This is a genomic window from Megasphaera sp. ASD88, from assembly GCF_002287425.1.
Taxonomy (GTDB): domain Bacteria; phylum Bacillota; class Negativicutes; order Veillonellales; family Megasphaeraceae; genus Megasphaera; species Megasphaera stantonii.
Genome location: NZ_NQXW01000004.1, coordinates 19633 through 33312 on the forward strand (window position 1 = coordinate 19633; position 13680 = coordinate 33312).

General features: G+C 51.3%; 15 protein-coding genes and 1 pseudogene. 14 read left to right on the plus strand and 2 right to left on the minus strand.

The features are described 5' to 3' along the window. Positions 1 to 3: 3 nt before the first annotated feature. The 13 genes from CJ260_RS04020 to CJ260_RS04080 all read left to right on the plus strand — a co-directional run bounded on the left by CJ260_RS04020 (position 4) and on the right by CJ260_RS04080 (position 9646). Positions 4 to 324 (plus strand): hypothetical protein, encoded by a 321-nt coding sequence (locus tag CJ260_RS04020; RefSeq protein WP_087477283.1) that lies wholly within the window; start codon positions 4 to 6, stop codon positions 322 to 324. 16 nt (positions 325 to 340) lie between these two features. Further along, positions 341 to 1519 (plus strand): CaiB/BaiF CoA-transferase family protein, encoded by a 1179-nt coding sequence (locus tag CJ260_RS04025; protein ID WP_095629268.1) that lies wholly within the window; start codon positions 341 to 343, stop codon positions 1517 to 1519. A 34-nt stretch (positions 1520 to 1553) separates the two neighbouring features. Continuing rightward, positions 1554 to 2849 carry a CitMHS family transporter gene (locus tag CJ260_RS04030; protein WP_095629269.1) on the plus strand — a complete coding sequence of 432 codons (1296 nt, stop codon included), beginning with the start codon at positions 1554 to 1556 and terminating at the stop codon, positions 2847 to 2849. 278 nt (positions 2850 to 3127) lie between these two features. Beyond that, positions 3128 to 3277 carry a 50S ribosomal protein L33 gene (gene rpmG, locus CJ260_RS04035; RefSeq protein ID WP_087477287.1) on the plus strand — a complete coding sequence of 50 codons (150 nt, stop codon included), beginning with the start codon at positions 3128 to 3130 and terminating at the stop codon, positions 3275 to 3277. Between the two features lie 49 nt (positions 3278 to 3326). Next, positions 3327 to 3554 (plus strand): preprotein translocase subunit SecE, encoded by a 228-nt coding sequence (gene secE, locus CJ260_RS04040; protein ID WP_087477288.1) that lies wholly within the window; start codon positions 3327 to 3329, stop codon positions 3552 to 3554. A 16-nt stretch (positions 3555 to 3570) separates the two neighbouring features. Continuing rightward, the gene (gene nusG / locus CJ260_RS04045) at positions 3571 to 4113 is read left to right on the plus strand and encodes a transcription termination/antitermination protein NusG (RefSeq protein WP_087477289.1); all 543 of its coding nucleotides are present in this window, start codon (positions 3571 to 3573) and stop codon (positions 4111 to 4113) included. 89 nt (positions 4114 to 4202) lie between these two features. Further along, the gene (rplK, locus tag CJ260_RS04050; RefSeq protein ID WP_095629270.1) at positions 4203 to 4628 is read left to right on the plus strand and encodes a 50S ribosomal protein L11; all 426 of its coding nucleotides are present in this window, start codon (positions 4203 to 4205) and stop codon (positions 4626 to 4628) included. A gap of 62 nt (positions 4629 to 4690) precedes the next feature. Beyond that, a complete protein-coding gene (gene rplA, locus CJ260_RS04055) occupies positions 4691 to 5407 on the plus strand; it encodes a 50S ribosomal protein L1 (protein ID WP_095629271.1) in 717 nt (238 codons plus the stop codon). Positions 5408 to 5585: 178 nt separating this feature from the next. Further along, positions 5586 to 6143 carry a 50S ribosomal protein L10 gene (rplJ, locus tag CJ260_RS04060; protein WP_087477292.1) on the plus strand — a complete coding sequence of 186 codons (558 nt, stop codon included), beginning with the start codon at positions 5586 to 5588 and terminating at the stop codon, positions 6141 to 6143. Positions 6144 to 6194: 51 nt separating this feature from the next. Then, on the plus strand, positions 6195 to 6563 hold the full coding sequence (gene rplL, locus CJ260_RS04065; protein ID WP_087477293.1) for a 50S ribosomal protein L7/L12: 369 nt from the start codon (positions 6195 to 6197) through the stop codon (positions 6561 to 6563). Positions 6564 to 6669: 106 nt separating this feature from the next. Then, positions 6670 to 7881, plus strand: a complete 1212-nt coding sequence (locus CJ260_RS04070) for a DUF819 domain-containing protein (RefSeq protein WP_095629272.1) — start codon at positions 6670 to 6672, stop codon at positions 7879 to 7881. A gap of 192 nt (positions 7882 to 8073) precedes the next feature. After that, positions 8074 to 8946 (plus strand): aldo/keto reductase, encoded by an 873-nt coding sequence (locus tag CJ260_RS04075; protein ID WP_095629273.1) that lies wholly within the window; start codon positions 8074 to 8076, stop codon positions 8944 to 8946. Between the two features lie 424 nt (positions 8947 to 9370). Further along, positions 9371 to 9646, plus strand: a complete 276-nt coding sequence (locus CJ260_RS04080) for a hypothetical protein (protein ID WP_095629274.1) — start codon at positions 9371 to 9373, stop codon at positions 9644 to 9646. Positions 9647 to 9996: 350 nt separating this feature from the next. Here CJ260_RS04080 and CJ260_RS12945 read toward each other — a convergent pair whose 3' ends face one another. After that, a complete protein-coding gene (locus CJ260_RS12945) occupies positions 9997 to 10176 on the minus strand; it encodes a hypothetical protein (protein ID WP_198947391.1) in 180 nt (59 codons plus the stop codon). 170 nt (positions 10177 to 10346) lie between these two features. Here CJ260_RS12945 and CJ260_RS04095 point away from each other — a divergent pair. Then, positions 10347 to 10940: pseudogene (locus tag CJ260_RS04095) on the plus strand (transposase). Positions 10941 to 11132: 192 nt separating this feature from the next. Here CJ260_RS04095 and CJ260_RS04100 read toward each other — a convergent pair. Next, positions 11133 to 13430, minus strand: a complete 2298-nt coding sequence (locus tag CJ260_RS04100) for a LuxR C-terminal-related transcriptional regulator (protein WP_095629275.1) — start codon at positions 13428 to 13430, stop codon at positions 11133 to 11135. Positions 13431 to 13680 lie beyond the last annotated feature (250 nt).

Here is a 13680-nt window from a genome sequence, read left to right on the forward strand (position 1 = left end):
GTCATGAAAGTTCAGTTGAAAGATATAGCTCACGGCCGCTGCGGCGATAAGAGCGATACGTCCAATATCTGTATTTACGCCCGCAAGCCTCAGTATTATAAGGCCATGGAACGGCAGCTGACGGCGGAAGCCGTGCGCCGCCACTTTGAAGGACTCGTTTTCGGCGACGTCGTACGCTACGACTTGCCCCAGCTGGACGGCTTCAACTTCGTCATGCATCATGCCCTGGACGGCGGCGCGACGCGCTCCCTGCGCCTCGACACGCTGGGCAAATGCATGGAAGCGGCGCTGCTGCGCATGTACATTGAAGTCGACGACGAATAAACAGGAGGTGTCCACTATGGCAAAACCGTTGGAAGGAATTCGCGTATTGGATTTGACCCGTGTACTTTCCGGACCGTACTGCACGATGCTGTTAGCCGATATGGGCGCAGAAGTTATCAAAATAGAAACGCCGGAACATGGCGACGACAGCCGCGCCTATCCTCCGTTTGATAAAAACATAAGCGCCTATTACGCGAACCTCAATCGCAATAAGAAAAGCGTTGCACTGAACTTGCGCGATGAAAAGGCGAAGGATGTACTGCGGGAACTGATTAAAAAGTCCGATGTATTCGTAGAAAATTTTAAACCCGGCACGATTGCCAAAATGGGTTTTTCATACGAAGAAGTTAAGAAGATGAATCCTAATATCGTCTTCGCTTCTATTTCCGGATTTGGACAGACCGGCCCCTATCGCCTGCTGCCGGGGTACGACATCATTGCCCAGGCTATGAGCGGCATGATGAGCGTTACCGGCTGGCCCGATTCGCCGCCGACGCGTACGGGTACGGCGATTGGCGACGTGTTGGGCGGATTAAATTGCTGCATTGGCATTTTGGCAGCTTTGCAGGGCCGCAACAGCCAAGGTCACGGCGAATATGTCGACGTTGGCTTGGTAGACTGCTCTGTAAGCGCGATGGAAACCATTACGGAAATTTACATGGTAGAAGGACGAATCCCGCAGCGTTCCGGGAACCGTTATGAATTTATTTATCCTTACGATTCCTTTGAAGGCTCTGACAAATGGGTCGTCATCGGCGTAGGAAACGATGCGATTTGGGAACGGTTCTGCAAAGCGACGGGCCATGAGGACTGGCTGGCAGACCCTCGGTTTGCCCTCAATAAAGACAGAGCCAATCAAAAAGACCTTCTTCACAATATGGTGACGAGCTGGACAAAACAGCATACGGCAAAGGAAATTATTGAACTTCTGCGGGCTCACAGCATTCCCTGCGCTCCTATTCACGACGTTTCGGATGTCGTTGCAGACGAACATATTGCCAAGGCGCGCAAGATGATTTGCGAAATAGAACATCCTATTGAAGGTACGATGAAAGTAACGGGCAATCCTATCAAAATGACGGAAGCCGACGAGTACAGTTACGCAAAAGCGCCTACCTTGGGCCGGGACACGCAGTCCGTTTTGCGCGACGTATTGAATATGAAAGAAGATGACATTGCCTATTTTGTCAAATAATCATACGTACTTTCCGTAAGAAAGGAGAGCTATTATGCTGGCTATTGTTGGTTTTGCGACGATCCTGGTGCTGCTGGCCGCCATTATGGCGAAAAAGCTGTCTACTATGTCGGCATTAATCGCGATTCCCATTATTGCCTGCCTGGCTATCGGCGAGGGCGGTTCCTTGAGCAAGTATATGCTGGACGGGATTAAAATCGTAGCTCCTACAGGCGCGATGTTCATATTTGCCGTATTGTTCTTTACAATCATGGGCGACGCCGGAGTTTTTGAACGAATTGTCAATAAAATCATGGGCATCGTAGGCACGGACCCGGTAAAAATTTGTGTCGGCACCTTTGTTATCACGCTGTTAGTCCATTTGGACGGCTCCGGCGCGGCGACGTTTTTAATTGTCATTCCGGCTATGCTGCCTGTTTTTGAAAAACTCCAGATGGATAAACGGGTGCTGGCGACGATTGTAGCTCTAGGAGCAGGGACTATGAACATTGTTCCTTGGGGCGGGCCTACGCTTCGCGCGGCTGCGTCGTTGGAAATGCCTGTGACGGAGTTGTTTTCCCCCATGGTAATTCCTATAGCAGCCGGCATGGCGGCTGGCGCGGCTATTGCGGTCATGTTTGGAGTAAAAGAACGGAGGCGGCTGGGAGCTTCGCTGCAGCATTTGGATCTCAGCGTGAGCCAGGTGTCGGAAGAAGAGCTGGCCCTGCGGCGGCCTAAGTGCTTCTGGTTTAACATTGCGCTGATCATCGTGACGGTAGTAACTCTGGTGAAAGGAACGCTGCCTCCGGTAGGATGCTTCATGATCGCGCTAGTCGTCGCTTTGATTGTCAATTATCCCAATTTGCAGCTGCAGAGCAAGCTCATTGACATGCATGCAAAATCGGCCCTTATGATGGCAAGCGTCTTGTTTGCCGCCGGTATTTTCACCGGCATCATGAAGGGCACGGGTATGCTTCACGCGATGGCCGAAGGGCTGGCGGCGATTCTGCCGCCGTCCTTGGCAGCGCATTTCGCCGTCGTCATAGGCGTTATTTCGATGCCGGCAAGCCTGCTGTTCGACCCGGACAGCTTTTACTTCGCCGTCTTGCCCGTATTAGCTACGGCTGCCGAAACGGTCGGGTTATCCGGCGTAGATTTAGGCCGAGCCGCTATTTGCGGACAAATGACGCTGGGCTTCCCCTTGTCGCCGCTGACGCCGGCAACCTTCTTGCTCATCGGCCTGACAGGTATTGATTTGGGGGATCACCAAAAGCATACCTTTATTTGGGCCTGGCTGGTATCCTTAATTATCTTGTTTGTATCCATTCTCATTGGCGTTATTCCTTTGTGATTGGAACAATAGAACTACCTTGTTTTCCGGTATACACGCGACTTAGCCGTTTCCTGTATTGGCCGGAAAACAAGGTAGTTTTTTTCTTGCCCGATTTGACAGCCTCGCCTTGTTATGGTATGATAAACAAAGTTAGGCGACATGAGGCCTAGCTTTTTTAAGTTGCAGTAAAATTTTCTTGACTTAGCCTGACAGGTGTGGTATCTTATAAAGGCAGTCTTGCGCAGGCACTGGGTTTGCGCGTAGTATCAGACTATTTTTAAGAGAGGTGTAAGGGAATGCGTACAGCGATTACATTGGCATGCACAGAATGCAAACAGCGTAACTACCGGACAAACAAAAACAAGAAAAACAATCCGGACCGTTTGGAATTGAAAAAATATTGCCCGTTCTGCAAAAAACAAACCGTACATAAAGAAACGAAATAATTTTGATGGAATAAGATGTGCTTAATCTTATTTGGGTGTGAGAGGTTATATGGCACTTTCAAAAAAAGCAGCACAAAAGAATAAGAAGAATCCGGGCAAGTCATTTTTTCAAGGCGTTAAGGTGGAACTGAAAAAGGTCATCTGGCCGACGAGAAGAGAGCTGATAAACTACACGGTCATGGTCATCGTCGCGACGATCGTCGTCATGGCGATTATCGGCGTGGCCGACGGCGTTTTTGGTCAGTTGTTTAATTTGCTTCGAGCCGTTGTCGGATAGGGAGGCCTGCGCTTAAATGGAATCTGAAAAAAAATGGTATGTCATCCATACGTATTCCGGTTATGAAAATAAAGTAATGGCTACGTTGGAACGGAAAGTTAAATCCATGGGATTGGAAAATGTCATTAACCGCATCCTCGTCCCGATGGAGGAAGAAATCGACGTCGGCAAAGACGGGAAAAAGCGCGCCGTGAAACGCAAGGTTTTCCCCGGCTACGTCCTCGTCGAAATGGAAGTCAACGACCGTTCCTGGTACGTCGTCCGCAACACCCCGGGCGTAACGGGGTTTGTAGGCTCGGCGACGAAGCCTATTCCCTTGGAACCGGAGGAAGTTAAGAGCATTCTGAAATCGCAGAATCTTGACACGGAACCGAAACCGCATATTTCCGTCGAAGTAGGCGAACAGGTCCGCATCACATCCGGTCCGTTTGAAAACTTCATTGCGACCATTACGGAAATCAATGAGGAAAAAGGAACCCTCAAAGGCCTTATCGATATGTTTGGCCGGGAAACTCCAGTAGAAGTCGACTATTCTCAAATTGAGAAAAGTCTGGAATAAATACTTCTAAAATGCGGCGAAAGCCGCGAGTGGGAGAATCATTAGGATTCGCGTACCACATCTTGTAATGTGAGGAGGTGTAAATCACCATGGCAAAAAAAGTAGCAAGAATGGTAAAACTTCAGTGTGAAGCTGGCAAGGCAACTCCGGCGCCTCCGATTGGTCCTGCATTAGGCCAGGCTGGCGTTAACATCATGGCCTTCGTAAAGGAATTCAACGAACGTACGGCGAAACAGGCTGGTTACATTATTCCTGTTGAAATCACTGTATACGAAGACAGATCCTTTACCTTCATTACAAAGACACCGCCCGCTGCCGTATTGTTGAAAAAAGCAGCTGGCCTTGACAAAGCTTCGGGCGAACCGAACAAGAAAAAGGTTGCAAAGCTGAGCCGCGATCAGGTTCGTGAAATTGCAACGACGAAGATGCCTGACCTCAACGCCAACGACGTAGAACAGGCTATGAAAATGATTGAAGGCACTGCCCGCAGCATGGGTATTGAAATCGTAGACTAATTCCGATTTCCCTGCCCGTGGAAGGGGCGAATGCCCCGCTAAACCACTAAGGAGGAAAAGACATGGCAAAAGTAGGCAAGAAATATGCTGAAGCCGCTAAAATGTACGATAAATACAAATTGTACGAACCGGCTGAAGCCATCGACATCTTGAAAAAGATGGATACGGCTAAATTTGACGAAACTGTCGAATTGGCTGTAAACTTAAACGTAGATCCGAAATATGCCGACCAGCAGGTTCGCGGCGCTTTGGTTCTGCCTCATGGCATTGGCAAAACGAAGACTGTTCTCGTATTTGCTCAAGGCGATAAAGAAAAAGAAGCTCAGGAAGCCGGCGCTGATTTTGTAGGCGCAGACGACCTGATTGAAAAAATCAAAGGCGGCTGGCTCGATTTCGATGTAGCTATTGCTACGCCGAACATGATGGGCAAAGTTGGCCGTTTGGGTAAAATCCTCGGGCCGAAAGGCTTAATGCCGAACCCGAAAGTCGGTACGGTCACGATGGACGTTGCAAAAGCTGTTTCCGAAAGCAAAGCTGGTAAGGTTGAATATCGTACGGATAAGGCCGGCAATATTCACTCCCCTATCGGCAAAAAATCTTTCGACGCTAATAAATTGATCGAAAACCTTACGACTCTCGTCGACACGCTTATCAAAGTAAAACCGTCGGGTGCCAAAGGCCAGTACATCAAAACGATCACTGTCAGCTCCACGATGGGCCCTGGTATCCATATCAACCCGTTCAGCGTAAAAGGCATTGTAAAAGCTGACGAACAATAATAATATCACTCTTAGCTGTAGACTGAAGGTATGTATAATGGACGCAAGTCCGCCATCTGAGGCTAAAACTAGTAGATTATTGAGTACTACTGATAACGACTAGTTCGGCCTCATGGAAATGAGGCCGTTTTTATTGCTAAGACGATATAAATCCAAATCAAGGAGGTGTATCGAAGGAATGTCTATGTATGCAAAGCATCAGGTTTCTCCTGCTAAAGCCGCTGTCGTTGAAGAAATGAAGGAAAAACTGCAGGCAGCTCAGGGTGTTGTATTCGTTGGATTTACGGGTTTGACCGTAGCCGACGTTACGAAGCTCCGCCGCAAATTCCGCGAAGGCAATGTTGAATACAAGGTTATCAAAAACACCTTGACGCGCATCGCCGCCAGCGAAATCGGTTTCGAAGGGGTATCTGAATTCCTCGAAGGCCCGACAGCTATCGCCTATTCCACGGAAGACGCCGTAGCTCCGGCTAAGATTTTAAAAGAATTCATTAAAGAAACGAAAACAGAAGCTCTGACGGTCAAAGTCGGTATTGCCGACGGTCAGATCATCGATGCAGCAGCCGTCGACGCATTGGCAAACCTGCCGAGCCGCGACGAACTTATCGCGAAGGTTGTCGGCAGCATGCAGGCTCCTATTTCCGGTCTTGTCAACGTACTTCAGGGCAATATCCGCAATATGGTTTATGTGCTTGACGCAGTACGTGCTAAGAAAGCAGAACAAGAAACTGCTTAATCTAAATTACAACTTTTAATTAAAAAATCGATACTATGGAGGTATTTTAAAATGACTAAAGAAGAAATCATGCAAGCCATTGAAAACATGACTGTTTTGGAACTTTCCGAACTCGTAAAAGAAATGGAAGAAAAATTCGGCGTATCCGCTGCTGCTCCCGTAGCTGTTGCTGCTGCTCCGGCTGCTGGCGCTGCTGCTGCTGAAGAAAAATCCGAATTCGACGTTATCCTCGCTTCCGCTGGCGACAAGAAGATCAACGTAATCAAAGTTGTCCGCGAAGTAACGGGCCTCGGCTTGAAAGAAGCTAAAGCTCTCGTTGACGGTGCTCCGAGCCCTGTTAAAGAAGGCCTCTCCAAAGCTGACGCTGACGCTCTCAAAGCTAAATTGGAAGAAGCAGGCGCTACTGTTGAATTGAAATAATTTCAGAAGAAATTATACGCTCCCAAGACCCGCTGATGTTGGGTTTTGGGAGTTTTTCTATGCCTCTGTTTCGTAAGGGCCTAACCATAGGGAGGAGGAACGGATATTGAATTCATTGATTAGTCCTGAAAATACGTGGATGCTGCTGGCGGTGATGTGCGCGTCCGTCGCTGCGTCGATTTATTTGGAACAGACCTATGCCTGGGCTTCGAAGGTGTCGGGAGCCGTCATCGCCCTGATTCTCGCCCTGGTGCTGGTCAACGTCGGCGTCCTGCCTACGCACGCGCCCTTGTTTGACGACATCGTCTGGGGATACGCCGTGCCGATGGCCATTCCCTTGCTGCTGCTCCAGGCCAACATGACGAAGATCTGGCGGGAAACGGGGCGGATGCTCTTCGTGTTTCTCATCGGCTCGGCAGGGACGATCTGCGGAGCCCTGCTGGGGACGGCGATTTTCGGCTCCATGATAGACGGGCTGCCCAAGGTGGCGGCCATGATGACCGGCTCGTATATCGGCGGCGGTGTCAACTTCGTGGCCCTGGCCGACGCCTTCAAGACCGACGGCACGTTGGTGTCCTCGACGATCGTAGCGGATAATCTCACCATGGCCGTTTACTTCCTCGTCCTGCTGGGATGCGTAAGCAACGCCTTTTTCCGCCGCTATTTTACCCATCCCCATATCGACGCCGTAGAGCAAAGCGGGCAGGCCGATGAAGGCAAGACGCTGGCCGCCGCCTATTGGAGCCGCAAGGACATTTCCCTGCGGGACATCGCCGTAAACGTCATGTATGCAGCCGTCGTCGTCACCTTGTCCAAGTGGATGGGCTCGTCCCTGTCGGCCGTCATTCCGACGGACAACTGGCTTCTCCACATGGCAAATACCTTTTTCGGCAGCGAGTACGTGTGGATTACCTTTATTTCCATGCTCGTCGCTACCTTCTTTGACAAAAAGGTGGCCTCTGTCAGCGGCGCCCAAGAAATCGGCACCTATTTCATCTACCTCTTTTTCTTTGTCATCGGCGTGCCGGCGTCTATATCGGAAATCCTGCGCAACGCGCCCCTGCTCTTTGCCTTCTGCTTCCTCATGGTCGTCGTCAATATGCTGTTTTGCTTTGTCGGCGGCAAGCTGTTCCGTTTTCATCTGGAAGACATCGTCCTGGCGTCCAACGCGAATATCGGCGGCCCGACAACGGCTGCCGGCATGGCCATTTCCCAGGGCTGGACGAAGCTCGTCGGCCCGTCCATGCTGGTCGGTACCTTCGGCTACGTCATCGGCACTTATTTAGGCATCATTGTCGGCAGTATATTAGGCGCGTAATCAAATAAATGATACATGTGTATATGACAAACCCGCCGCCTTTCTAGGGCCGGCGGGTTTTGTCGTACTGCGTTGCTGCGCAGGAGCTGCAAGATATAGAAATTTTGTATTGCAGGATATACGGGGTAAGTATTAGACACATCGGCAGCCGGACGTATAATAGACGTATACAGACACAGGAGGATGAGTGCTATGGAATATATCACATTGCGCAGCGGCGTGTCCATGCCCCTGCTGGGCTTCGGCACCTTTCAGATTCCCAACGGAGACACTTGCCGGAAGGCTGTAGCGGCGGCTATTGCCGCAGGGTACCGGCATATTGACACGGCCAGCTCGTACCAAAATGAAGAAGCCGTCGGCCAGGCAATCCGCCAGTCCGGCGTCGCCCGGGGCGAATTGTTCATCACGTCAAAGGCCTACATTCACGAAATGGGCTATGAACGGACGAAGGCCGCCTTTGAGCGCCAGCTTCGCCTGCTGGGGCTGGAGTACCTCGATTTGTACCTTGTGCACATGCCCTTCGGCGATTATTACGGCGCATGGCGGGCCATGGAAGAGTTGTATAAGGAAGGGAAGATTCGGGCAATCGGCGTGAGCAATTTCAACAGCAGCCGGCTGATGGATCTGTGTTACAACGCCGACATTGCGCCGGCCGTCAACCAGATCGAACGGCATCCCTTCTATCAGCGATCAGAGGAACTGGCCGTCATGAAGGAACTGGGCGTGCAGGCCGAGGCCTGGGCTCCCTTCGCCGAAGGGATGAACGGCATGTTTACCCAGCCCGTATTGCAGGAGATCGCCGCGGCCTACGGAAAGAGCGTCGCACAAGTCATTCTGCGGTGGGAAATCCAGAGCGGGTTGCCGTGCATCGCTAAATCAGTCCGACCCGAACGGATTCGGGAAAACTTCGCCATCTGGGACTTTGAGCTGACTGCGGATGAAATGAAGCGCATCGCCGCCCTTGATTTAGGACGTCCGCAGATGCTCGATACGGAGCGGCCCAGCGAAGTAAAACGGGTCTACGATTTCCTGAATAACCCCGTCGTCACCTCGCTTCATGAATAACGGCACACGTAGTATGAAAAAGAACAGCGCCTTCCCTTGGGAGAGCGCTGTTTTTTGAAGACGCGTATTCAATTTATTCGGAATAGAAAAAGCCGCAGGATGCAGCCTGTGGCTTTTTCGCTGTGCTTATGAATTTGTGATTTCATCCTTTTGCCTACGCTTAGAATAACAGCCCTTCTGGTGTTCGTCAATAGACGCAGGGCTCTGCTGGGAACGGCATTTCGGCTGAACACGGCTGGATACAGTACATTGTATATTTTTAAGTTCTTAAGACGATAACAAGTGTTTGTGAAAGAATAATCACGGATATATTTTAATTTGCAACGAAATTGTAAAGAAACTGTGACACAAAATGGATTGAATCGCGGCTATTTTGTGATACAATGAAGACAAGAAATTGCAGTACAAAGGAGGGATATTCGATATGCGTATTTGGAAACGGTCTATTATCGTAGCTGCTATTGTCGGCGCGTTGTGCGCTCCGACCTTTGCAATGGCTTCTCAGGCAAATTCCTTTGGCGATATGAGCTTTACAGGCGCGCAGTTGACGGAGTTCAAGGCTCGTCCTCATCATCCGGGGCCTCCGCCGCCGCCGAAAAAGAAACCGAAACCGCCTAAAAAAGTTAAGAAGCCAAAACCGAAACCGCATAAGCCCGGCCGGCCTATGCCGCCTCCGCCCCCGCCGCGTCATCATCGCTAAGGGGATGCATGAGGTACATGCTGAAAACGACAGGAATTTCGCAGAGAGATTTCTGTCGTTTTTGGCATACGCTGCGTTATGAAATATTTTTGAAAGGAGAGGTGCGTCATGTCGAAACGAATGGCCGCATATCTTGCCGCCGCAGCCTGCGTCGCCGTCTTGTGGAGCGCGCCGGCTCTTTTGGCCCAAGCTGCCGGACAAGATAATGCGGCGAGAAAGGGCAGCGCCTATATGACGGTACTGCGGGCGAGACAGCTTCCCCCGCCGCCTGCGCCTCCGGCAGCTCCGCCTATTCCTGCGCCGCGGCCTATTCGGCCTATACCGCCGCCGATGCCGCCTCCGCCAGCGCTTCATCCGGGACGGCCTCCCCAGCCGCCGCCCCCTCCGGTTTCACCGCCGCCTGCGCCGCGGCCGGACAGACCCCAGCCGGCACCTAAGCCGCCGTCTCTGAGTCCGCGGCATCCCATTCCGCCGCCGCAGCCGCCGGAAATTCCAAAACCGAGGCCCATTCGCCCCATCCCTCCGCCCATGCCGCCTCCTCCGCCGCGGCGATAATAGGGGGAGGGAGTATAGCTATATTTTTGCCAAAACCTCTCATTGTTAACTAATAGGTTGCGATGAGAGGTTTTTTGTCGTTCCGACTGCAGATTGCCCGTTTTTACTAAGGGTGAAAAATATGCGATAAATTCATAAAAATACATTGACAAATAGGAATACGCAGGATATCATCAAGTATTTCCGTTCGTTCCTACAGAAACAACGAAACCGGGTGCGTTGGGTTATCATGGATATGTCTAACCTGTTCCGGAAAGTTGTACAGGCGGTCTTTCCCAATGCTGTCATCATATGCGACCGGTTTCATATCGTCCGAATGGTGCTGTAGGCCATGGAACGGGTACGTAAGCGGATCCAGAAATCATTTCCCAAGAAAAACCGTTATTTTAAGCGGAATAAGCGGATTCTGCGGAAAGCCGGCCATACGCTGACGCCGGACGAACTGGTGTGCCTTGAGGAAATCCTGTCGCATTCGGAGGATTTACGGAAAGCGTACGCTCTCAAAGAAGCCTTTTACAAGGTACTGGATATGAAGCGAACTCCGTATGCAGAACCAGTGCTGCAGGACTGGCTGGAATTAGTCCGGTCTGCTGACCTGGAAGAATTTCAATCGCTGCAAAAATCGTTTACAGACTGGTTTGAGAAGATTGTAAATGCCCTGAAATACCCATGGTCCAATGGGTATACAGAAGGGTGCAACAATAATAAAACGAACCAGCTTGGGGATTCGAAGCTATAGTCGGTTTAAAAAACGAATTTGATATATAGCCTAATTAACAAGCGGGAATGAGACGCAAAACATTGTAACAAGAGCAGATACCTCAACATTTGACAAAGAACCAAAAATAAGCTAACAAATTTGCTGAAATCGTTTGCTGATTTCGTGTATTTGTTAGCTTATTTGAATGAGTGTGAAAAAATTTGCAATATGTCAGCTCATCGGATGATGGGACATGTAGTGCGACAAGGCCGCGCGGTTGGTAATGCCCAGCTTTTTGTATATTTGGCTCAGGGTCTTCTTTACGGTCACTTCGGCGATGTTTAGCTGTTCGGCGATGGCTTTGTTGGTCAGGCCGGTAGCGACCATAGCGGCGACTTCTTGTTCCCGCTTGGATAAGGGCAGGGCCGGCTTGGCGAGAGCCGTGCGCAGCGTCGACAGAGGCTCGGCCAGGGAAAGGCCTTGCGCCTGTTCAATAAAGGGCGCTGTCGCTGCGTCGGAACAGAGCCGTTTCATCGTCTGCGGCAAGTATTCGGCGTGTTCGGCGAAGGGCATGACGAGATGGTCGGGCTGGGCCAGCGCGACGGCCTGCTTCAATGCCGTTGCTGCTCCGTCTATGTTGCCGGCGTGCTCGTAGACGCAGGCGAGAAGAATCGATTCGTAAATCGCCGGCAATATGTACTGCGAGGCCATAGCCGTTTTATAATGTTCCGTCGCCTGCAGCAGGAGCTGAGGAAATTCTCCGCGGCTCAGCAGGACCTTATCCTGTATGACGGCGGCTATCGGCGCGATGGGATAATAACAGCCATTTACGTCTATCGGGGGGGGGGGTGAGGTGTAAAAGGGCACAGAAGCCGACGAACTGTTCAGCATCGACTGGAGGAAGGCTTCGCACAGGTGCTTTACAGCCGTGCCGCATTGTGGGTAGACCTGGAGCTTCAGCGAGTGCAGGTGCTGTACTTCTTTCTGCAGCGCTGCGGCGTCGCCGCGGCAAAGGGCCAGGCGGGCCAAATAAAAATGAGCCGTTTGCAGATGGGAAATGCATTTCGGCACGATAGAATTGGCATGAACGTACTGAGTCAGCGTCTGTTCCGCCTCGTCGAGACGTCCTGTCAGGTATTCGTATTCGCCGCGGATAAAATCGGTCTGACACGGAAAGACGTCGGCGTGAATCAGCCGTATATAAGAAGCGGTAAATTGCCGCAGCCCTTCCGCCGTTTGTTCCAGTTGCCCCGGCAGGGAATGATAGAGGGACAATGGCGACGGCGAGCCGAAGGTCCATGGCAGGATGAGGTCGTGCGGCGACGGGAGAAGCTCCCGGGCGCGCTGGACGTGCTTCGTCATAGCGGAAAGATCCGGGTACGAGCAGAAACCTTTCATCACCTCGGCATAGGCCGCGTAGTACAGGCGCTGGGCGGCGTCGGCGAATTCCGTCTCGACGCAGTCCGCCAGAACGGAAAGATATTTGACAGCGAGGAGCCGCTTGCCGCAGCGGAAGGCGTATAAGACGCAGTAAAAGCAGCCTTCCAGATGAGCGGCCCGTTCTGCGGCGGAAGCGTGCTGCAGCGTATCGGCTGCGACCTCATGGGGGAAGCCGTATAGGCTTTCCCGACCGCCTTGCTCAATTGCCGTCAGGACCGTATCGTAATTGCCGGCGCGGCGGGCCAGGACGATGGCCTGCTTATAGTCGCCTTCCTGCAGGTACCAGTGCGCCGCCCGGAGCTGCTGCGCCTGCTGCCAGCGGCGGCTTTTCCGTGAAAAGACATAGTGCAGATACGAGGCCAGCAGGGGATGGAAGGAATAGGTCCCGTCATGGTAATCGAAATATAAGAAGGGATTTCGTTCCACCTCGGCGTCGAGAAGATCCTTGGCGCGGGGCGAATCCATCACATAGGACGCCAGCTCTCCCGTAAAGGATGGAAAGAGGGACAGGGCCAGAAAGAGATTTTTTCCCGCTGCGTCGAGATTGGCAAAGGCATTTCGTTTTATGTAGCTGCACAGCTGGTACTTGTCCTGCGTCGTCAGGACGTTTTCTCCATCGGCTTCGGCGCGCTGCTGGAAGTTGTGCATACCGTACTCGACGGCGAACAGCTCCTGGTCGTTCAGGCGGTTATAGGCGACGGAATTATTCAGGTAGATGATTTCCCAGCCGTCATCGCAACGCTGCGTTTTTTGAAAAATAAAGACGCAGCGCTGGTATTCGTGGATAAACATGTTGCAGGACGGGTCCGTCGTGATGTCGGAGCAAATCTGGCAGAGCCACGTCGTATCGCTCAGCGGGCGGACGGTGTACTCCTCGTTGCTGATGCGGCAGGGGACGCGCTGGCTGTGGCCGCGGCGGAGGGCCTCTGTGACGGCTTCATAGCCTGTGAGCTGCATATGCTTTCCCGCGCCGGCCCAGATGACGTCGTCCGATAAATGAGAAAAGAGCGGCGTCAAGTCCAGTTCTTCAAAATACGCCGTCATAATTTGTTTGCTTAGCTGCAATATAAGCGCTTCTTCCGTCATCATGCAAGCACCCCCTTCATAGGCAGATAGATAGATTCATGGAAACACCCCGAAACAACATGGGAAAAACTGCAAGTAATTACATTATAATACGGAATAAGGTCCTGGAAAATATACTTTTCACAATTTTATAAATATTTAATGAGCTTTGTGCGAAAAGAGAGAAAGAAATTCGCCGGAGCTCGTTTTTTATTAAAGTATATACTTTTGTATAATATATTTACCTTAGTACCTTCCTTTATAATATAAGTTG